Raw genomic sequence first — 21,239 nt, forward strand, 5'->3', positions numbered from 1 at the left:
GATAGCTAAGGCTAAGAATTGTCTTAGGATAAAATGAATTGAGATATAGGAGGGAAAAAAATGCGCGTAAACATTACTTTAGAATGTACTTCTTGTAAAGAACGTAACTACCTTACAAGCAAAAATAAACGTAACAATCCTGATCGTATGGAAAAGCAAAAATATTGCCCACGTGAAAGAAAAGTTACTTTACACCGCGAAACAAAATAATCAGTATATGATTTTGCTGGAATTCTTATTCAATAAGGATTTCAGCTTTTTTTGTTTAGCTGTAATCTAAAGCGGCATGATATAATCTAGTAGAATGAAAGATTCCAGCGGCCTTTTTAAAAGTATAGGGTCAATTATTGACGCATGAGGAATCACAATAGAACTCAGTCGTGGGTCTGTACCTATGACGATCATAGAGCAGGAAAGAAAAATAAACAATCTATTAAAAGAGGTGAACGGCATGAATAGAACACGAAGTAATTCCTCGATATAGCAAAGAGATAGGTAAGCATATCGAGGAAAGATTTTCCTATCAGCCTTTGCTATATCGTATTCCGCAAAAAATAAGTGAAGGAAGGTATAGCAATGAGTGAGAAAAAGTTAAAAAGAATGTGGTTAGGCAGTGAAGAACGGCAAAAGAGGTTTATAGGCTGGGATTTCTCAGAAATTGAGGCTCAGTATTGGCAAGAGAAAAACAGCTGGGATTATTCTGAAATCGTGCATCAGTACCTGAAAGAGGATATGGAACTATTGGATATGGGAACTGGAGGAGGAGAGCTGTTGAAAACCTTTAATCATCCCCTTCACAAGACTTCTGTAACAGAGGGCTGGAAGAAAAATCATGAGCTGCTTTTGCGAACATTAAAACCTAAAGGCATGAATGTTCAATTTGTTGAAGAAAGCGATGAACTACATTTTTCAGACAACAGCTTTGATATCATTCTTAATTCCCACGAATCCTTTTCTATTCCAGAAGTGAAAAGGGTACTTAAGCCGAATGGGATTTTCATCTCTCAACAAGTGGGAGATATGAACGGACTGACACTTGCGTCAAGAGTAGTTCCTCATCTGAAAAAGGACAGATTTCATTGGCACTTATCTTGCGTAGTGGACGATTTGAGCACAGCAAGCTTTGAGGTTTTGTATCAGAATGAGTGTTATCCTGTTCAGAAATTCTATGATATGGACGCCTTAATATACTATGCTCGGACAATTTCATGGGAGTTTCCTGATTTTTCCGTAGAAAATAATTTCCATGAGCTGCTGCATGTAAATGATGGGCTTACAAGAAATGGCTATGTATACAGTCAGCAGCATCGTTTTGTCTTTGTCGCAAGGTTAACCAAATAAATTAAAAAAGAAGGACAGAGGGATACCAGATTTCCCCTGTTCTTCCTTTTTGATTCGTGCAGTTCATTTTGTCTTCAAATAGCCATGATCAGCTCTCTGGATAATTGTCTAACGCCATATTCCAGAATTTCAAAATAGTCCTTTTCCACCAACTCTTCATAGTTTTTGATACTGGATAAATCTTTTTCATCCAGATGGTAGTACAGACTGAGTAATGTATATTCAAAGATATCGATGATCTCACAGATGAGTTCCTTTGCTTGTAGAGAAGAGCCCCCCTCATTGATGAAGCGAATAAGTCCACGGCAATTTGCCAGATATTGCTCGAACAGATCGATGTCAAACTGGTTGTTTTCATGTAGTGCTTCAACAAAAGGTGCGTGCTTTCCGAGCTTCTTGCTATAGTACTCTAAGTTCATAAAACTCCCCCTTTTCATCTGCTTGGATTCAAAAAAGTATACCATGAAAAATTTCATTTAGATATGCAGACTAATGATAGGGGATAGTGCCAATAAGAGCAGTAAGACAGAAAAAGATTTGCTCCTCACATGAAACTGCGGGGAGCAAATCTTTTTTCACGTTACATCGCCATCCAAGTTGGTTCTAAAGTATTGCCGTCTGGGTCCTGTACCTCAAGACCGTACATCTGCTCCTCCGGGATACCCATATCGACGTGGAAGTAATCACCGCCGTTGGCTTTAGCTAATTCTGCAAATTTTTTCACAGCTGCGGCACTGTCCATACTGAAGGCGGTCAATGCGCCACTCGTTGTTTTGACATCTGCGATTTGTTTGTCCTTGATAAATTGTTTGTAAAAATCATGATTCAGCAGCATGATCCAGAAGTTGTCATCCCAGACCATTGAACTCGCTTGTTCTGTAGAAAATTCTTTGTTCTGAACAAAGCCCAGTGCTTGATAAAATTCTGTAGAACGTTGAACATCTGCTACTGGAAAATTAACAAAAACCATTGTTGCCATGGAAATCCCTCCAATGCTCTATTTGATTACGGCACTAGAATCTCACGTACGGCTGATTTTGTCAAAAACTCTGCCCAAATATTTTAGTGACTGAAAGAATTTCTACGCATGTTGAGAAGAGTGTAAGTGATTGAGAGCTGTCATAAGAGAAAAGGCAGGTTTTACACTTCATTTTTGTCGTGATACACTTAGTAGATAATGTGAGGGAGTGGTTGGAAATGAACCAAACGGTATTGATGGTTGTTGGGTTGATTATCTTGGTAGCATTGTTGATTTGGGCTATCGATATTTATTCAGGCTACAAACTGAAAAAACGGATTCAGCTTGAATGGGGAAAGCCTCCGGCATGGATACGCTTGGATAAGGAAGAAAGCCTGAAGCAGGCATGGAAATACGCGCAGACCTATCAGGAATTTGATAGTGAGGTGGATGATGTCACGTGGTATGACCTGGATATGATGGAGGTTTTTGAAGCGGTCAATGGAACGTACTCAAGTGTTGGCTCTGAGGCTTTGTACCAGCAAATGAGAAATTTTGATTTTGATCAGGAGTCGGCAGAGCAAATGGAGAAGCTGATCAGCTTTTATCAGGAAAATCCAACACTACGGGAAGAGGTACAATTTCGTTTTGCTCAGCTTGGAAAGAAGGATAACAACTTCGTTAAGCATTATCTGTCCACAACGAAGGGAAAAGAGCTGACAGGATTTTACCTGCATGTGCTGTTGGGTGCCTTGCCTGTTATTGGCTTGCTGCTTCTCGCTATCGGGCTGACTTGGGGAGCGGTTCTTACTTTAGTGAGTATTTGCTTCAATGTTGTTTATTATTTAAGGAAAAAGGAATTGTTGGAAACAGAGCTGAACAGTATGCGTTACTTTGTTCAAACACTAGGGGCTGCAAATGCAATCAGTAAGGTCGAAACACCCGTGCAATCAGAGTTGAAGCAGCAGCTGGCGCCATTGAAAAACATTTTGAATTTCGGTGCTTCTTTTCGAGTAAAATCGAATTCAGAAGCAGAGCTGATATTTGACTACTTGAACATGGCACTTATGATTCCGTTTATTTCTTATAATTTTGTCTTGAAGCGTTTATCCCACTATCACGAGCAGGCTGTTGCGTTATGGGACATTTTGGGAAGATTAGAGGCTGCCAGCGCCATTTTGAATTTCCGGCTCTATATGTCGGATGTTGCAATTCCTGTGTTTGAAACTGGGGGTGTTGTCGCAAAGGGAAGCTATCACCCGTTACTTCATGAGGATGCTGTCGCAAATCCAATTGACTGGCAGAGAAATACCTTAGTGACCGGATCGAATGCTTCAGGAAAATCGACCTATGTAAAAAGCATTGCTATTAACTGTATATTGGCACAGACAATTCATACTGTTGCAGCAGAAGAATTTGTGATGCAAAGAGGACATGTGCTGACTTCGATGGCGGTAGAAGATGATCTTTTTGAGGGCGACAGCTACTTTGTTGCAGAGATCAAATCCATCAAGCGTGTTATGGATCAAATCCAGCGTAAGGAACGTTGCTATTGTTTCATCGATGAAATCCTTAAGGGAACGAATACGATTGAACGAATCTCGGCTTCCGCCAGCATCATTAACTGGATGAAGCAGTATCCTTCACTGGCATTTGTGGCAACACACGACATTGAGCTGACAGAGATACTAAAAAATTCCTGTGAAAATGTTCATTTTGAAGAACGTGTGGAGGCAGACGGTATTCTGTTTGATTATGAACTGAAAGCCGGAAAAGCATTGACACGTAATGCCCTTCAACTATTGAAAATCATGGATTACCCGCAAGAGGTAGTGACAGAGGCGAAAGCTGAGGCAGCATTCTTTGATGAGCATCGAAGCTGGCAAGTGGTTGATTAGCTGACTAGATAAAGAGACTGATGGACTGCTTTTAAAGCGGTCTTTCATTTTTGTCACGTGTCTTATGATTTTGTTCCTGTATTTCATCGCCTCTCTCCCCTTATAATCAGATGGAGGAGGTAAGATAATTGATGAATACACATATAGAAACTGGCAAAAGAGGCTTAACGACATTCGACTTAAAGGTGTTGGGTATCACCTTTATGTTTATTGATCATATTCACGAAATGTTTGCTCTTATGGGGGCTCCGTCATGGCTGGATTGGTTCGGCCGTCCTGTTGCAACTCTGTTCTTTTTTATCAGTGTTGAAGGATTCACCCATACCCGTAATAAGGAGCGTTATCTGAAACAGCTTTGGCTCGGCTTCATCGTCATGAATATTGGTAATTATTTGGTTCAGCACTTTTTCTCTTTAGGAAACATGGGATTAATGAATAACATTTTTACGGATTTGTTTATTGCCGTATTATCAATGTACGGAATCGAGCTGATCAAGAACGGTCATAAGGAGAAAGCCTTCGGTAAAATCATTCAGGGAATACTTTGTATTGTTTTACCGCTAGTGATGTCAGCGCTGGTATTTATGCTTATGACAAACGGTTCAACGATGACCCCGGCTCTTATATTGGGTTATCTTTTTCCAACAACACTATTGGCTGAAAATTCGATCATGATTTATCTTGCAACGGTGCTGTATCTACTGAGAAACAATCGACTGCTGCAATGTCTGGCAATCGCAATCGTCAGTGCATTGTATGCAGGGCTCGATATTCAAGGAATGTTTACAACAAATATACAGTGGATGATGGTTTTCGCGATTGTGCCGATTCTGTTGTACAACGGTCAAAAGGGAAAGGGAATGAAGCAGTTTTTCTATCTGTTTTATCCGGCACATATCTGGCTGCTGTATATCATTGCTTCCGTCATTTACAATCATCTTTACTAAAAGCAGGCGAGAATATGCCTCTTTTTGAATGGAACAACCTTAGTGTTTTGTCTGTTGAAGTCAAAGCTTTAAGGTTGTTTTTTCGCACCTGTCTGTTTCAGTTTGTTTAGGGGATGATCGATGCTAGAATAGGAAGTGGATGTTTTTAAAAGAATAGGAGAATCATACACTATGAAGCTAAGTATTCGTCATCGTTATATAAAAAAAATTCCGGTACTGGAAGTCACACCGGAAGAAATGAAAAATCAGACCTTGCCTTTGATTGTCTACTACCATGGCTGGCAATCAGCGAAGGAGCTGTCACTGACACAAGCGAGAAAACTGGCTAGTAAAGGGTTTCGAGTGATTTTACCGGATGCTATGAACCATGGCGAGCGTAGGACAGGAGCGATTTCAACGATCCCATCTATGACCTTTTGGTCGAGCATTCAATATAATTTGATTGAGTTTTCGGTGTTAGTCCACTTTTTTCAAGAACTGGAGCTGATTCAGGAGAATAAGATCGGTATCGGCGGTGTCTCGATGGGTGGAATCACGACCTGCGGGCTATTGACTCAGCATCCGGAAATAAAAGCGGGAGCTTGTCTCATGGGAACCCCTTATCCTGTAAGATACATTCAGCGGGTCATGAAAAAAGCAGCAGAAATGTCTGTGTTTGTGCCTAAGGATCTACCGTTACTGCTGAGCTGGGTAGAGCAGTACGACTTGTCGCAAGCACCTGAAAAGCTTCAGGACAGACCCGTACTATTCTGGCATGGAACAGAGGACGAGAAAATTCCTTATGAAGATATGGCAGATTTTGAAAAGCTGGTAATGGGTCAGGAATACAGCGGGAATACACACTTTCTAACAGGTGCGGGGGAAGGACATTTGGTGCAGGGGGAATTAATGGATAAAGTTGCAGCATTTTTTACACAGAAGCTAATAGATGCTTGATGAGTAATTAAAATGATATTAGTAAAAGAAACTATCTGTTATCAGTAGATACTGCTTAAAATAATGTTTATAGATCAGCCTGATGCTGAAAATGTTAGCTTGGTGCCAATAGTCAGATCGTTCCAGTAGTTCACTCGCTTCCTAAGCTTGGTGATGCGGTACACATTGTACAAAGGTCATTGCTCGTGTATAGAATCTTTAAAGGATTCATTTATATAAATCCTATTAAAGGGCTACTATTAGTGATTGATTCCTTTGCTGTATACTGGGTGCAAAGGTCACTACTCGTGTATAGAATCTTTAATAGGATTCATTCATATAAATCCTATTAAAGGGCTACTATTAGTAACTGATTCCTTTGCTGTATACTGAGTGCAAAGGTCACTACTCGTGTATAGAATCTTTAAAGGATTCATTTATATGAATCCTATTAAAGGGACACTATTAGTGATTGATTCCTTTGCTGTATACTGGGTGCAAAGGTCACTACTCGTGTATAGAATCTTTAAAGGATTCATTTATATGAATCCTATTAAAGGGACACTATTAGTCATCGATTCCTTTGCTGTATACTGGGTGCAAAGGTCACTACTCGTGTATAGAATCTTTAATAGGATTCATATAGTTATAATAAAAAGAATTATGGTATACTGTGTAGGAGTGAAAATCTGGAATCACGGAAAATAAAAAAAGGAGGATGTTTCTACATGACACAAAAGGAAACATTTTATATTACCACACCAATATACTATCCAAGTGGGAAATTACATATTGGAAATTCGTATACAACAATTGCTTGTGACGCATTGGCACGTTACAAGCGTTTAATGGGCTTCGACGTCTTTTACCTGACAGGTGTTGATGAGCATGGACAAAAGATTGAACATAAGGCGAAAGAGCTTGACGTAACGCCTAAAGAGTATGTAGACAAAATGGCGGCAGATGTTCAAAAGCTATGGAAAACGTTAGATATCAGCTATGATAAATTTATCCGCACAACAGATGGCTATCATGTAAAAGCTGTTCAAATGATTTTTGATCGCTTGTTGGAGCAAGGCGATATTTATTTGGGTGAATATGAAGGCTGGTACTCTGTTTCCGATGAGGAATACTTTACAGAAACACAATTGGCAGAAGTTTACCGAAATGAAGAAGGCAGAGTGATCGGCGGTAAAGCGCCAAGCGGTCATGAAGTCGAACTAGTTAAAGAAGAATCTTATTTCTTCCGCATGAGCAAGTATGCTGATCGTCTGCTTGAATACTATAATGAGCATCCGGAATTTATTCAGCCGGAATCTCGTAAAAATGAAATGATCAATAATTTCATCAAGCCAGGCTTAGAGGATCTAGCTGTTTCTCGTACAACCTTCTCATGGGGGGTACCATTGACGAAAGATCCAAAGCATGTTGTCTATGTATGGATTGATGCGTTGTCTAACTACATTACGGCGTTGGGTTATGGTTCAGAAGATGATAGCTTGTTCCAAAAATACTGGCCTGCAGATGTTCATATGGTTGGTAAGGAAATCGTACGTTTCCATACAATCTACTGGCCGATCATGCTGATGGCATTGGATTTACCATTGCCTAAGAAGATTTTTGGTCATGGCTGGTTATTGATGAAAGATGGAAAAATGTCTAAGTCTAAAGGGAATGTTGTTTACCCTGAAATGCTCGTAGAACGTTATGGACTTGATGCGTTACGCTATTACTTGCTGCGTTCAATTCCATTTGGAAGCGACGGCGTATTTACACCGGAGGATTTTGTTTCTCGTTTGAACTATGATTTAGCGAATGACTTAGGAAACCTGTTAAACCGTACAATTGCCATGATCAATAAATATTGTGATGGCAATGTGCCAAAATATGCATCGAAAGTGACGCCGTTTGACAGTGAGTTATCAACTACAGCTGCAAATGTGATTGGAAAATACCATGAAGCGATGGAAAAAATGGAGTTCAACACTGCAATTGCAGAGGTTTGGACACTGGTTTCCCGCGCCAATAAATATATCGATGAAACACAGCCTTGGATTTTGGTAAAGGATGAAGAGAAGAAAACTGAGCTGGATAGCGTGATGGTTCACTTGGCAGAAGCCTTGCGTATCGTTGCAATTTTACTACAGCCGGTGATGCCGGAAACACCGAAGCGAATCTTTGAACAGCTGGGGCTTGATCCAAATCAGATGAACATGGGGGCAATTCATTTTGGCGAATTTCCAGAAGGCGTTAAAGTAACGAGTCAGGGAACACCGATTTTCCCTCGTTTGGATATTGAAACAGAAGTTGCCTATATTCAACGGAAGATGGCACAGGGAGCGAAGAAGGAAGCCGAAGAAATCAAATGGGACCCAGAAGAAACGACCCTGCATTCTGTCAAAGAAAAGCAAATCAAGTATGAAGATTTTGATAAGGTAGAAATCAAAGTAGCAGAAGTGATTGACTGTAAAAAAGTAAAGGATGCAGATAAGCTCTTGCAATTCCGATTAGATGCCGGCGATGATCAACATCGTCAGATCCTGTCAGGAATCGCAGAATTTTATCCAGATCCAAGTGCATTGATTGGGAAAAAGGTAGCAATCATCGCTAACCTTAAACCACGAAAAATGCGCGGTCAGATCAGTCAGGGAATGATTCTTTCAGCTGAGGATAAAGAAGGCAGATTGCAGATTATTCAGGCACCAAAAGATATGCCGAATGGATCGATCATTGCGTAGAAAAATTGGAAAGAGAGGCAGCAAAGAAATTTTGCGCTTCTCTTTTTTTATAGAAAAGGAGGAGAAGTATGTTGGCTTGTCTTTTTTGTGACAGAGATGAATTTATTTTTGAAAATGAACTAGCAGGAGCATTTCTCGATAAGTATCCCGTAAGCGAGGGGCACTTACTGATTATACCTAAGCAGCATCGTGTAGACTTCTTTGAGCTGACAATGGCAGAAAAAGCTGCAATCGATAAGTTACTGATAGAGGGAAAAGCCTATTTAGAGAAGCTGTATCAACCAGATGGATTTAATATTGGTTGTAATTGCGGGGTGGTATCTGGGCAAAGTGTGATGCATTGTCATATCCATTTGATTCCGAGATATAAAGGAGATACGGCACAGCCTAAAGGCGGTGTTCGAGGTGTGATTCCTGAAAAGCAACGTTACTGAGTACAAAAAAGAGGCTGAGGCAGAAGTGTTTAGCTACAAGCAATAAGCCGGAATTCACGAAAATTGTTTCACAAATTTTTGTTGAATTCCGGCTTATTGTCGTAGGAGCTACTTCTGACTCGCCGTTTATTCGGATTTAGAGTATGGAAAAGAGTGGCAACAGATTATTGTCCCACTCCCATTTAGTTTAAGCATTGTTAAAAATTCGTTTGTAATTGATGACTAATCTGCTATTATACTTTTCACGACTAGTAATAGCGAGCTCGCTGCAGTCAGAAATATCGATCAGGCAGCTGTTTGTGTATTTTTTCAAAAGAGTTCCTTGAAGGGGCAGGCAAAGCAGTTCAGAATAAAAAGAAACCGCTTGTCCTTCGGAGAATTGTTGGTTGACAGAGGTTTCCTGATAAAGACTAAACGGAGTTCTGCCCTGATTGTTTTTGACAAAATTGGTCATCGCTGTGCTTCCTCCTCTTTTCGCAAAGTAATAATTTGTTGGATTCTGCTTGTATTTATTGAGAACTCATTCTGCATCGCTGTGAATTGCTTACAGTAGCTGCACTCTTCAAGCATTCCAGCTTCATGAGTCAACTGCTCTCGGTGATATAGAATCAAATCGGAGCATTGACGTGCTAAAAGGATCTGCTTGGAGCGAATACTTTGTAATGAGTCTTGCCCCAAAGTTGTAAATGACATATTATCCCTCCTCGTTTGATTCAAAAGACTGACTCGTTCTTTGCAAGTCGATTATTTCTCAACAGAAAAAAGGCAATGAGGCTGTTCTGCTGATACCCTCCCTTCTATTATACGACGGTATAGAGAGTGGTTAGCACAAATCTTAAGGAATTCTTAATAATCGGCAAGTTGTAATTGATACAAAATTAGAGCTTCATCATTAGATTTTGAAGATATGGAGAAATGGTAAGCCGACAAGCAAGGTTCCATTTTTTTGCTTCAAAGAACTAAGAGCATGAATGGATTCCAATGGGTTCATTTGTTTGTTCATTGAAGGAGCGGCTAAATGCATAAACGAATTTGTTTTCACATCATACTACTCGATAATAATGTAAGCGGTTGAAAAACTATTGACATCTCATTTTTTTGAGATTATAATCAAATCACATTAACCGGTTAATATAAAAGTGTTAGGAGGATTTAAAATGAAAAAGATCATTGATTTATTGGATCGAAAGTTTGTCCCGATTGCTTCAAAAATTGGTTCTCAGAGGCATTTGGTTGCAGTCCGAGATGGTTTTGTTGTAATCATGCCGCTGATGATTGTTGGTTCACTTGCTGTCCTGATTAATAATCTGCCGATCGATGCCTATCAAAATTTAATGAATTCGATTTTTGGCGGAGATGGCTGGAAGAATTTTGCCAGCTATATTTCACAAGGGGCATTTAATGTGATGTCACTAATTGTTGTGTATACTGTTTCAGCTGCTTTAGCGAAGTCTTACAGCAAAGATGGTATCACAGCTGGGGCGATTTCATTGGCTTCACTAGTCACTATCATGGCATCATTTTCTACTGAAGACGGTAGTACCTCAGGTTTGCCATTTGCCTGGATGGGGGCACAAGGACTATTCATTGCCATTTTTGTTGCATTGATCGGTACAGAGATTTTCATAAGACTATCCAACAATAAAAAATTGATCATCACAATGCCTGATGGCGTACCGCCAGCTGTAGCTAAATCATTCTCGTCTTTGATGCCGGGAATGCTGACGATCATTTTCTTTGCACTTATTCGTGTATTATTCAATGTTGCAGGTGTAGAAAGCATTCATCAATCGTTTTATGATTTATTGCAGGCACCGATCGTAAAAATGGCCAATACGTTACCTACAGCATTACTGATTGTATTCTTAAATCATCTATTCTGGTTCTTCGGCTTGAACGGCGGCAGTATTCTTGAACCAATCATGCAAAGCGTTTATTTACCAGCTATCGATCAGAATATTGCAGCTTTGGAAAAAGGTCTGGATATTCCAAATATCGTGACAAAACCGTTTTTTGATTCATTTGTTTACTTGGGTGGAACAGGCGCTACATTGGCATTAGTTGTCAGTGTTTTGTTGTTCACTCGTAAAAACAAGCCGTATAAAGTTGTTTCTGAGCTATCTTTAGCACCGAGCTTATTCAATATCAACGAGCCAGTGATGTTTGGTTTCCCAATCGTCTTGAATCCATTGCTGTTTATTCCATTCTTATTGGTTCCAATGATATTGACAGTGATCTCTTATGCTGCGATCAGTACCGGTTTAGTGCCGAAGACGATCGTGCTTGTTCCATGGACAACACCACCGGTCATCGGCGGTTTCCTTGCTACTGGTTCATGGCGTGGCGGAGCATTAGCACTCGTGAACTTTGTTATTGCAGTAGTTCTCTATATGCCTTTCTTGAAAGCTGCTGAAAAACAATTTCTTCAAACAAGTGAGGGGGAAAAATAAATGACAAGAGGGCTTGGATTTTCTATCTATCCTGAAAAAACTCGAGTAGAGGAAGATATGGCTTATATTCGTTTAGCTGCAGCATATGGCTTTAAAAGAATGTTCACCTGCTTCCTGTCTGTAGAGCTTACAAAAAATGAACTCGTAGAAAAATACAAGCCATTGATAGGTCTAGCGAAAACATTAGGAATTGATACCTATGTTGATGTATATCCCTCTTTTTTCGATAATATGGGGATTGCATTAGACGATTTATCCTTCTTTAAAGAACTGGGGGCTGCTGGCTTTCGTCTAGATCGCAGCTTCTCCGGTTCAGAGGAGAGCTTAATGACTTATAATTCAGAAGGAGTGATTATTGAGGTCAACATTAGTAATGATACCAGCTATGTTGAAAATATCTTGGATTTTCAACCGAACAAGGATCAGTTGGTTGGCTGTCATAATTTTTATCCACAACGTTATTCTGGTTTAAAAGAAGAATACTTTGTTCAGGCAACAAAGCGCTATAAGTGCTTAGGTCTTCATACCGCTGCCTTTGTCAGCAGCCAAACTGGAACGGTTGGACCTTGGGATATTTCCGAGGGCCAGCCGACACTGGAAAGAGACCGTCATCTACCGATCGATCTTCAAGCACGAGCGATGTGGGCGTGTGCGGATATTGATGATATTATCATAGGCAACGCTTATGCAACGGAAGCCGAGTTGAAGCAGTTGTCAGAAATACAGCCTTATGTAGTCAATTTTTCAATCAATCAATTAGAAAATATCTCGGAAGTAGAAGCAAAAATTTGTTACGATGAGCTGCATTTTCAACGAGGGGATATTTCCAGTTATATGGTTCGGTCTACAGCATCAAGAGCGAAATACAAAGCACAAACCATTGAAGCTAGACCCGCTGGGGGAACAATCAATGTCGGAGATGTGTTGATTGCTAATGATCGATATGGTATTTATGCGGGAGAGCTGCAGATCGCTTTAGAGGAAAGAGAAAACGATGGTGTTTGGAATATTGTTGGATCGATTCCGAAGGAGGAACACTTCATGCTCCCATATATCACGCCATGGAAAAAATTTATTTTTAGAAAAGAAGGGATATTGTGAGAACACCGACATTGCTCATAGATAAGCAAGTAGCTTTGAAGAATATCCAAGTAATGCAGCAAAAGGTCGATCAGCAAGGACAGGTCTCATTAAGACCACATATCAAAACCCATAAAACGCCCGAATTTGCAGTACAGCAGCATAATTTTGGTAAAGCCGGAATTACGTGTGCGAAGCTAAGCGAAGCACAAGTGATGATGGAACATGGGATTCGGGATATCTTTCTAGCGTATCCCCTCGCTGACAGAGAAAAAATCCGTCATTCACTATCACTAGCTAAACAAATCGATCGTTGGATTTATAGTATCGACACATATGAAGGGGCATGCCTATTATCGGAGGAAGCAGTTGCTGCCGATCAGGAGGTAGAGGTCAGAGTGGAAATAGATACGGGGCTGTTCCGATCTGGATTGGCGCTGGAGGAAGCTGTTGATACGATCCTTCAGTTTGAGAAATTACCAAGACTGAAAATCACCGGTATCTATACGTACCGAGGTTCGAAGGATCGTACAGGAAAGGTAGTCAAGGATACTTTTCGTGCAGGTGTTGAAGAGGCGGAGCTAATGGTTGCTTTAGCTGAACGACTGAGAGGGCAGGGACTGTCAATCACGGATGTCAGCGTAGGCTCTACACCAACTTTAGAGGGAGTATTGGCTGTAAAAGGAATCACTGAAGTTCGACCCGGGACCTATATCTTTAATGATGCTATGCAGGTGGCGTATGAAGTCTGCACATTATCAGAATGCGCCGCTTCCGTTCTTGTGACGGTTGTAAGCGTACATGGGGATCGTGCAGTGGTTGACGGAGGAAGCAAAAGCTTTGCAACGGACGTTCAGCCTACAGCAGATGTCGTTCCAATCAGAGGCTTTGGTATTATCAAAGGACATCCGACAATCGTTTTTGAACGAATGAATGAAGAGCATGGTGTCCTTCAATTACATGGAGATCAGCTGGTGGTTGGAGAAACGATAGAGATCATTCCAAATCATATTTGCAGTACGGTCAATCTATATGATTATTATTATTTCAGAGATGGCGAACAGGTAGCAGTCAGTGCTCGAGGAAAAACGCAATAAAAAGCAGGAGGAATATCATGGGTATTATTGAAGAAAAACTGAAAGCAATGGGGATCGAGCTGGAAACAGTACCGACGCCGGTAGCAGAATATGTACCATCAAAGCGAGTTGGAAAGTTAGTGTATACTTCTGGCTGTGATTGCAGAAAGAATGGACAACTGATACTTAAAGGCAAGCTTGGCAAGGAGTTAGATGTAGCACAAGGCAAAGAAGCTGCCAAACAGGTAGTTGTCAATATCTTAGCGGTCCTTCAAAAAGAGCTGGGGAGTTTGGATGAAGTAAAGCAGGTGGTGAAGATGTTGGCATTCGTCAACTCGACAGATGAGTTTGTTGAACAACCTTATGTGATCAACGGTGCTTCAGAATTTTTAGTCGAGGTTTTTGGAGAAAAAGGACGTCATGCACGCTCTGCTATTGGAACAAATACATTACCCTTTGATACACCAGTGGAAATCGAATTGATTGTTGAAATAAATCAGTAGATACAGCTATTCCTCTTCTCAAGGGATCGTTCCTTCTGTATAATTGACAGGGACATGTAAACGTAGAAGAAGGAGGGGAAACAGATATGAACCGAGTGACAATCAAGGATATTGCAGAGCAGGCAGGTGTCTCTAAGACAATTGTTTCCCATTACTTGAACAATAATTTCAAATTCATGAGTGAAGAAACGAAAAACAGAATAGCTCAAATTGTTAAGGAAACGAACTATATTCCGAGAAACAGTGCCAGAAATTTGAAATTTAAAAAGGTAAAAGTAATCAATATCATTGTTGCAAATATCTCAAGTTCATTCTCCACTAATGTTATCAAATACATTGATCGAAAAATCAGTTCTCCTTCAGTTCAGGTGATCGTATCTTATTCAGATGATGATGGCGAGAAAGAAAAGAACTTGATTGAGCAAGCGATTGCTTCTGATGTAGATGGAATCGTACTCTTTCCTACAGGAGTAAATACAGCGTATTATCGCATGCTTGATGAAAAAAAAGTACCAATTGTCTATGTGGATCGAATTCCGCTAAGTGTTGAAAATTATTTTTGTGTTCTTTTGGATAATCAGGCAGCGATGGAAGAGGCAGTTCGTGTTCTGACAGGTCGTGGGCATAAACAGCTTGCTTATCTTAGTCTGCCTTTTCAAGAAGAAGTGACGCCAAGAACAGAACGTTTGGAAGCTTTTCAGGAATCTGTTTCCAACTTGGAAGGCGTACTGCCAAGTATCCTTTCCGGCTCAGAAGAGAGCCTTGGTGGAAAAATAGAAACAATATTGAAAAGCAGCAGCTTTGCACCCACAGCGTTTATCGCATCTAATGATACCTGTTTGGAAAGTCTGCTGCGTGTATACAAGAAAACAGAGACAAAGAGAAAAATAGATATCGTATCTATTGATGGTTACGAACTATATATGATTTTGGATCAGATTATTTTAACAATCGAACATCCAATTCAGGAAATTTGTGATCGTATCTTAGCTTGTCTGAATATTGAAGCAAGTGATAGAGAGGAACAGCTGGCTCGAGGAAAACAAATTTTCAGATTCGAACCGGTGTTCATTTCTTCGTAATAAAGTTGATTACGTGAAATTTATTTCATGTAACTATATTTTCTCCTATAAACTCCGTTCAAAAAAGAGAGCGAAAGAAACGAAATCGGTTGAGACTGATTTCGTTTCTTTCGTTTTTATGAATAGGAAAGAGGCTACTCTTTTTTGCGTTCCCAACTATTTTAAAGCAATTCTGTATCAGGCGCTCCAGATTTGTCACGTTCTTTTTTGCTGATCATAGCTACTGATAAGGCGGTTTATTTCTTCTCAGTCCTCGAATCTTTTTTGGTAGGAAAAGGATAAACAATGTATGCGGCATACTTACGATTGCCCATGCTAATGGTCTGCTGATAAAGCCTTGCCCATACAGCCTTTTCAGTATGAAATGAAACAAAGTGATACCGACACTTAACAAGATCAATGTCAGCCATTTAGGGTCGATTGTCGAGTGAGACAGCAACAGTCGACCAATAAAAGGATAGGTGTAGAAGAAAATACCAGCTAACGTTACACGCCAGTTTTTCACAGCAGCATCAAGATTAAGAACAAAAAAAATCAATGACAGCAATAGAGCGATTGGTGGGAAAAAGGCGATCATTGCGGAATAAATACTCCCCCAGAGCAGCATCAAAGGTCCTCTTACAATCGCTGTGATTCCTATCAGTAAAACAATCAGTAATAGTTGTTGTGTGATGCCGGCATATGTGAGCATAGAAAAAAGTATCAGTAAGCTCCAATGCCAGATGGTTTGCGTCTGTTCTTTGCGGGCAGCAGATACTTTCCTTTGTATCACTGATTTGAAAAGATCGGAAGAAGAAAAAATTTGTTTCATGAATACCAACTCCTAACGATTAGATGTACGAGCAGTGTAACAGGAAATAGAGTATACGACATCCGTCCAAAGACTGATAACAAAAGAGAGTGAACGATTACGAGAGAGGGAGAATTATGCTGTCTTCAACAATCATCTTGAAGCAATAGAAGATCAAAAAAACAGAAGAATCGAGTGAAAGTATCACAGGATGAAAAAATATAAGAAAGATTCGGAATATCTCTTGTAACATTTCTGTAATAGTATTATAATGTTTTTGTAAACAAAAAGAAATATAAGAGGAGGAAAAGAAAAATGAAAAAGTTGTCGGTTATGGTTTTGGCAGGTGGGTTGATTGTTGGAGGAATGTTTGTAGGGACTGCAGTTTTTGCAGATGCGTGGCGTGCGAATACTCCCGAGAGTATCCAAATCGTGGATGGTCAGAAGAGCTACACAATGAAGTGGGGCGATACGCTCTGGGCAATTGGACAAAAGGTAAATATCAAACATGAAAAATTGGCGGAAATCAATGGTATAAATTTGGCATCAGGAGAACAATATGCGCTGCCTGTGGGAAGAGTTCTTACTTTTGACGGGAGTGTAGTTACTGTGAAGGATACTGATGGTTCTATTTATTCTCAGTCTGTAATTAATGAAGAGGACAAGATCGATCCTCAAAAAGAGGTTGGTGAAGCTGTTGGAGAGGAAACTACGAACCAGTACCCTTATTCAGTATCGAGAGAATCATTAAGCTATCCAATCACTTTTTATTATCAGGGAATCAATATGCCGGACTCAGTGACCTTAGATTTTTCTCAAGGAAATTCAGGGAAAGTCACTTTTTCCAGTAACGGACGAATCAATGAATACAATGCAACTTTCGATGTCACAGCAACAAAAGCTATCAGGATTTATAATGCAAACGGCACAGCGGATAATAGACTTCGAACAGTGAATGTAAATACAGAAATTACGTTGCAGCCAGTGGCAGAAGATACGTACTATTTCGGCAGCGGCAACAATAATTTCTATCTGTTTATCAACAGTAATGGCGGCCTGTCTCTGATTACACCAAATTATGCGGGAAATTATCCAATAGAAGAAGCAGATGTGATGAGCGAAGTGTTGACCACAAGAACGACAAATGAGCAAACACCTACGGAGAATCCTTTAGCCGGCTATTCCGACGAACAGATTGAATACGCACGTGTAACTGAATCTCTTTTACAGTATTATGGCATTGCGGGACAGCCGATTGAAATTTCAGCTATTAGAAATGCGGCTGGTGCTCAAGTTTTGCCATTCAATGGATCACAGACAATGACGGAGCCAAGTGTTACACTCAGCTTCAGCATGGACGGAACGATGGCATCTACAGTGATAGTGACCTATATGTCTAATCACGATGGTTCTATCCGCTTCTATAAAATCCCGAATCACTACCAAGATCCCCGTTATGAAACAGATCCTGATTGGGTGAATACAGAAACTGGAAACTTATTGAATAGTATTCAAACGCTTAGTATTTCAACAGCTTATGATCAACAGGCAGCAGGGATCATTGGATTGATCAGTGTGAACTGAAGGGCTTCATTTTCAATGGCAAACGAATAGTCAACTATTGACGGTATGCTGAGTTCTCATGTGAAGTTACTATAGAAACTTAATGAATAGTTGATGATAGGATTGATCTCTGTGTCATGCAGAGGTCAGTTCTTTTTTGAGTAGAAGAAATACGAAGTTTGGGCGTTAAAGCAGCGGGGAAGAAAAATCAATAAGTTTTCTCTATTCCAAGTGTTTTATTCTTCTTTCTGGTAAAATGGGAAGGAGTATAACTGGCAGGAGGAAGAAAAATGATTTTTGATTCACATACCCATTTGAATGCAGAGCAATTCAATGATGATATACCAGAAACGATTGAACGTGCCAAGGAGCTGGGCGTCACGGAAATGGCGGTAGTCGGTTTTGATACACCAACAATCGATAAATCTCTAGCATTAAGCAAGGAGTATTCAGATATATATAGTATCATCGGCTGGCACCCAACAGAAGCCGGCAGCTACACCAAAGAAATTGAGACAAGACTTCAAGAGCTGCTGACAACACCAGAGGTTGTTGCTCTAGGTGAAATTGGCTTGGATTACTACTGGATGGAGGATCCGAAAGAGGTACAGGATCGCGTCTTTCGGCGCCAGATTGCGATTGCCAAAGAGATGAAGCTGCCAATCAGCATTCATATGCGTGATGCGATCGAGGATACGTATCGTGTCCTTAAAGAAGAAGGTGTTCAAGATATTGGCGGGATCATGCACAGCTACAGCGGCGACAGTGAATGGATGAAGCGATTCCTTGATCTTGGTATGCACATTTCCTTCAGTGGTGTTGTTTCCTTCAAAAAAGCAGTAGAGGTACAGGAAGCGGCACAGACTGCACCGATCGATCGTATGCTAGTGGAAACTGACGCTCCCTATTTGGCACCTGTTCCGTATCGAGGAAAGCGAAATGAACCGGGATATACCCGCTATGTTGTTGAAAAGATTGCAGAATTGAGAAATATGCCATGGGAAGAACTAGCTCAACAAACAACGAAAAACGCCCATCAGCTATTTAGGATAGAGAAATGACAGATAAAATGAAGATAGAAGAAATCATTGTTGTTGAGGGAAAAGATGACACACGTCGTTTGCTGGAGGTCGTTGATGCGGATACTATTGAAACGATTGGCTCTGCCATCAATGAGGATATTCTGGCACAGATCGAGCATGCACAGGAAATGAGAGGAGTCATTATTTTTACTGACCCTGATTACTCTGGAGAAAAGATCCGTAAGACAATTATGGAGGTCGTTCCTGATGCGAAGCATGCATTCTTATCTCGGCGATTGGCGGAACCGAAACGTCGGGGCAGCAGCTTGGGGGTGGAGCATGCCAGTGATGAAGCGATTTTGGAGGCTTTGAGAAAGGTCGTCACACCGGTTTTTGAAGTAGATGATTATACAGAGATACCTAGACAAGTATTACTGGACTATGGTTTAATAGCAGGGGCGCATGCAAAGGAACGTCGGGAAAAACTCGGCGATGAGCTGCGTATCGGCTATACTAACAGCAAACAGCTGATAAAAAGGCTGCAAATGTTCAGAATAACAGAAGAAGAGCTGAAAGAAGCAATGACTAAAGTGGAGGAATCACTGTGACCGAATATAAAGAAATTGCCACACCATCCAGAACGAAAGAAATACTAAAGAAGCACGGCTTTTCCTTTAAGAAAAGCTTAGGACAAAATTTTCTGACGGAACCCAATATTTTGCGAAAGATCGTTGAGACAGCTGGAATCGATCAAGAGACAAACGTGATCGAAGTTGGCCCGGGGATTGGGGCTTTGACAGAGCATCTTGCTCAAAAAGCAGCTCAGGTCCTCGCGTTTGAAATCGATGATCGATTGATACCTGTTTTAGAAGATACACTAAGCCCATATGATAATGTGACGGTTGTTCATCAAGATGTTCTGAAGGCAAATCTGGTCGAAGAAACAAAGCAGGTGTTTAAACAGGAACTGCCGATCAAGGTCGTAGCTAATCTGCCATACTACATCACAACACCGATCATGATGCATTTTTTAGAATCAGAGCTTGAAGTAGCAGAAATGATCGTCATGATGCAGCGGGAAGTTGCAGATCGAATATCTGCGGTTCCTAGTACGAAGGCCTATGGCTCCTTGTCAATTGCCGTGCAGTATTATATGGAAGCATCTGTTGCCTTCATCGTCCCTAAAACGGTCTTTGTGCCTCAGCCAAATGTAGACTCTGCAATCATTACCTTGAAGAGAAGAGAGACACCGGCAGTAGAAGTCAGCAGCGAGAAGGAATTTTTCAAACTGACAAAGGCATCCTTTCAGTTAAGAAGAAAGACGCTTTGGAATAATCTGACACATTTTTATGGGAAAGATGAGCCAACAGCCAACTGGCTGAAAACAAGCCTTGCAGAAGCAAAAATCGATCCTTCACGCCGTGGAGAAACGTTATCATTAGAGGAGTTTGCTCGCTTAAGCAATACGCTAGAAAAGAATAAATAAATGAACCGAAACAGAAAAGATAGACTTCTTCGAAATCTGAGGAAGCTATCTTTTTTGTGATTAGGTGTGGAATCATTGAAAAAATATGGTATTTAAAATTGGAAAGGCTTTCTTGATAGAAGTGTCTTGACACCTCTGTTTATTTTGAATAAAATAGGCTTCATAGATGTGTCAAGACACATTAGGGAGGAAAGAAATGAGAAAAAATTCTGTTAGACAATTAACGATTTCTGCATTATTGATAGCAATGGGGATCATTATTCCAATGGTTATGCCAAGAATCACGATTGGGCCGGCTTCCTTTACACTAGCAAGTCATGTGCCTGTATTTTTGGCCATGTTTATTTCACCGGAAGCAGCAATCGCTGTGTCACTAGGCACAGGCTTTGGGTTCTTTTTATCAGCAACACCGATCATTGCACTAAGAGCTTTATCTCACATGGTCTTTGCTGTAATTGGGGCGATGTACCTGAAGAAGCATCCGGAGGTAGCTTTACGGTCGAAGCAGTTTTCTTTGATGAACGGACGCTTTCAATTGTTCAATTTCGTGATAGCATTGATCCATTCGGCAATTGAACTGGTAGTGATTACTGCATTTTATACAATGGGGAACATGCCTGAGACATACTATACGGATGGTTATATTTATTCGATCCTCTTATTGATGGGGGTTGGCGGTATCATTCACAGTATGGTGGATTTCAATATTGCGTACTTCCTTGCAGGAAGCTTGAGTAAAGCCTTCGACATCCCTGTATTTACAAATGCCAAAAAGCTGTTGCAAAAGCAAGTAGGAGAGAATGCGTAGCTGAATAGATATATTGAAATTTGAACTGGGACAACGGGAAAAAGCCGTTGTTCCAGTTTTTTTGTGAATAAAATGTTAGTAAATACAGATATACAGCCACTTTTTACTTTTACAAAAATTTATATATATCATATGATACACTGAATTT

22 protein-coding genes are annotated in these 21,239 nt (G+C 40.4%); 17 read left to right on the forward strand and 5 right to left on the reverse strand.

What is annotated here, in order from left to right:
* Window positions 1-60: 60 nt before the first annotated feature.
* Both rpmG and I6N96_RS11400 read left to right on the forward strand, forming a co-directional pair.
* Complete coding sequence (gene rpmG, locus I6N96_RS11395; RefSeq protein ID WP_202055787.1) at window positions 61-210, forward strand: 50S ribosomal protein L33; 150 nt, start codon at window positions 61-63, stop codon at window positions 208-210.
* A 366-nt stretch (window positions 211-576) separates the two neighbouring features.
* Entirely contained in the window at window positions 577-1,341 is a 765-nt protein-coding gene (locus tag I6N96_RS11400; protein WP_209557664.1) for a class I SAM-dependent methyltransferase, read from the forward strand.
* A gap of 74 nt (window positions 1,342-1,415) precedes the next feature.
* On the opposite strand, the gene I6N96_RS11405 is transcribed toward I6N96_RS11400, so the two are convergent.
* Both I6N96_RS11405 and I6N96_RS11410 read right to left on the reverse strand, forming a co-directional pair.
* Entirely contained in the window at window positions 1,416-1,760 is a 345-nt protein-coding gene (locus I6N96_RS11405; protein WP_209557665.1) for a hypothetical protein, read from the reverse strand.
* A gap of 161 nt (window positions 1,761-1,921) precedes the next feature.
* Window positions 1,922-2,320: a VOC family protein gene (locus tag I6N96_RS11410; protein WP_209557666.1), complete on the reverse strand. Its 399-nt coding sequence runs from the start codon at window positions 2,318-2,320 to the stop codon at window positions 1,922-1,924.
* Window positions 2,321-2,538: 218 nt separating this feature from the next.
* On the opposite strand from I6N96_RS11410, the gene I6N96_RS11415 reads away from it, so the two are divergent.
* The 5 genes from I6N96_RS11415 (at window position 2,539) to I6N96_RS11435 (ending at window position 9,231) form a co-directional block, all read left to right on the forward strand.
* Window positions 2,539-4,197: a MutS-related protein gene (locus I6N96_RS11415; RefSeq protein WP_209557667.1), complete on the forward strand. Its 1,659-nt coding sequence runs from the start codon at window positions 2,539-2,541 to the stop codon at window positions 4,195-4,197.
* A gap of 131 nt (window positions 4,198-4,328) precedes the next feature.
* Window positions 4,329-5,144, forward strand: a complete 816-nt coding sequence (locus I6N96_RS11420; RefSeq protein WP_209557668.1) for a TraX family protein — start codon at window positions 4,329-4,331, stop codon at window positions 5,142-5,144.
* A 171-nt stretch (window positions 5,145-5,315) separates the two neighbouring features.
* A complete protein-coding gene (locus I6N96_RS11425) occupies window positions 5,316-6,080 on the forward strand; it encodes an alpha/beta fold hydrolase (RefSeq protein ID WP_209557669.1) in 765 nt (254 codons plus the stop codon).
* Between the two features lie 707 nt (window positions 6,081-6,787).
* Window positions 6,788-8,797, forward strand: a complete 2,010-nt coding sequence (gene metG / locus I6N96_RS11430; protein WP_209557670.1) for a methionine--tRNA ligase — start codon at window positions 6,788-6,790, stop codon at window positions 8,795-8,797.
* Window positions 8,798-8,865: 68 nt separating this feature from the next.
* Complete coding sequence (locus tag I6N96_RS11435; protein WP_209557671.1) at window positions 8,866-9,231, forward strand: HIT family protein; 366 nt, start codon at window positions 8,866-8,868, stop codon at window positions 9,229-9,231.
* A gap of 187 nt (window positions 9,232-9,418) precedes the next feature.
* Here I6N96_RS11435 and I6N96_RS11440 read toward each other — a convergent pair whose 3' ends face one another.
* Both I6N96_RS11440 and I6N96_RS11445 read right to left on the reverse strand, forming a co-directional pair.
* Complete coding sequence (locus I6N96_RS11440) at window positions 9,419-9,685, reverse strand: hypothetical protein (protein WP_209557672.1); 267 nt, start codon at window positions 9,683-9,685, stop codon at window positions 9,419-9,421.
* Window positions 9,682-9,924: a hypothetical protein gene (locus I6N96_RS11445; protein WP_209557673.1), complete on the reverse strand. Its 243-nt coding sequence runs from the start codon at window positions 9,922-9,924 to the stop codon at window positions 9,682-9,684. The genes I6N96_RS11440 and I6N96_RS11445 overlap by 4 nt, the downstream gene beginning before the upstream one ends.
* Before the next feature lie 464 nt (window positions 9,925-10,388).
* Between I6N96_RS11445 and I6N96_RS11450 the strand changes: the two genes are divergently transcribed.
* The 5 genes from I6N96_RS11450 (at window position 10,389) to I6N96_RS11470 (ending at window position 15,422) form a co-directional block, all read left to right on the forward strand.
* Window positions 10,389-11,681 (forward strand): PTS sugar transporter subunit IIC, encoded by a 1,293-nt coding sequence (locus tag I6N96_RS11450; protein WP_209557674.1) that lies wholly within the window; start codon window positions 10,389-10,391, stop codon window positions 11,679-11,681.
* Window positions 11,682-12,782, forward strand: coding sequence for a DUF871 domain-containing protein (locus tag I6N96_RS11455; RefSeq protein ID WP_209557675.1), 1,101 nt, complete (start codon window positions 11,682-11,684; stop codon window positions 12,780-12,782).
* A complete protein-coding gene (locus I6N96_RS11460) occupies window positions 12,779-13,858 on the forward strand; it encodes an alanine racemase (protein WP_209557676.1) in 1,080 nt (359 codons plus the stop codon). Before I6N96_RS11455 ends, I6N96_RS11460 begins: the two co-directional genes overlap by 4 nt.
* Window positions 13,859-13,875: 17 nt before the next feature.
* Window positions 13,876-14,340, forward strand: a complete 465-nt coding sequence (locus I6N96_RS11465) for a RidA family protein (RefSeq protein ID WP_209557677.1) — start codon at window positions 13,876-13,878, stop codon at window positions 14,338-14,340.
* Between the two features lie 86 nt (window positions 14,341-14,426).
* Window positions 14,427-15,422, forward strand: a complete 996-nt coding sequence (locus I6N96_RS11470; protein WP_209557678.1) for a LacI family DNA-binding transcriptional regulator — start codon at window positions 14,427-14,429, stop codon at window positions 15,420-15,422.
* 220 nt (window positions 15,423-15,642) lie between these two features.
* On the opposite strand, the gene I6N96_RS11475 is transcribed toward I6N96_RS11470, so the two are convergent.
* Window positions 15,643-16,233 carry a hypothetical protein gene (locus I6N96_RS11475; protein ID WP_209557679.1) on the reverse strand — a complete coding sequence of 197 codons (591 nt, stop codon included), beginning with the start codon at window positions 16,231-16,233 and terminating at the stop codon, window positions 15,643-15,645.
* Window positions 16,234-16,527: 294 nt separating this feature from the next.
* On the opposite strand from I6N96_RS11475, the gene I6N96_RS19765 reads away from it, so the two are divergent.
* The 5 genes from I6N96_RS19765 (at window position 16,528) to I6N96_RS11505 (ending at window position 21,091) form a co-directional block, all read left to right on the forward strand.
* Window positions 16,528-17,796: a LysM peptidoglycan-binding domain-containing protein gene (locus I6N96_RS19765; protein WP_245186938.1), complete on the forward strand. Its 1,269-nt coding sequence runs from the start codon at window positions 16,528-16,530 to the stop codon at window positions 17,794-17,796.
* Between the two features lie 269 nt (window positions 17,797-18,065).
* Window positions 18,066-18,836 (forward strand): TatD family hydrolase, encoded by a 771-nt coding sequence (locus tag I6N96_RS11490; RefSeq protein WP_209557680.1) that lies wholly within the window; start codon window positions 18,066-18,068, stop codon window positions 18,834-18,836.
* Window positions 18,833-19,405 carry a ribonuclease M5 gene (rnmV, locus tag I6N96_RS11495; protein ID WP_209557681.1) on the forward strand — a complete coding sequence of 191 codons (573 nt, stop codon included), beginning with the start codon at window positions 18,833-18,835 and terminating at the stop codon, window positions 19,403-19,405. The genes I6N96_RS11490 and rnmV overlap by 4 nt, the downstream gene beginning before the upstream one ends.
* Entirely contained in the window at window positions 19,402-20,283 is an 882-nt protein-coding gene (gene rsmA / locus I6N96_RS11500; RefSeq protein ID WP_209557682.1) for a 16S rRNA (adenine(1518)-N(6)/adenine(1519)-N(6))-dimethyltransferase RsmA, read from the forward strand. Before rnmV ends, rsmA begins: the two co-directional genes overlap by 4 nt.
* Window positions 20,284-20,479: 196 nt before the next feature.
* Window positions 20,480-21,091 (forward strand): hypothetical protein, encoded by a 612-nt coding sequence (locus tag I6N96_RS11505; RefSeq protein WP_209557683.1) that lies wholly within the window; start codon window positions 20,480-20,482, stop codon window positions 21,089-21,091.
* The last annotated feature ends 148 nt before the right edge of the window (window positions 21,092-21,239 follow it).

The organism is Enterococcus larvae (assembly GCF_017830045.1).
Lineage (GTDB): Bacteria > Bacillota > Bacilli > Lactobacillales > Enterococcaceae > Enterococcus_L > Enterococcus_L larvae.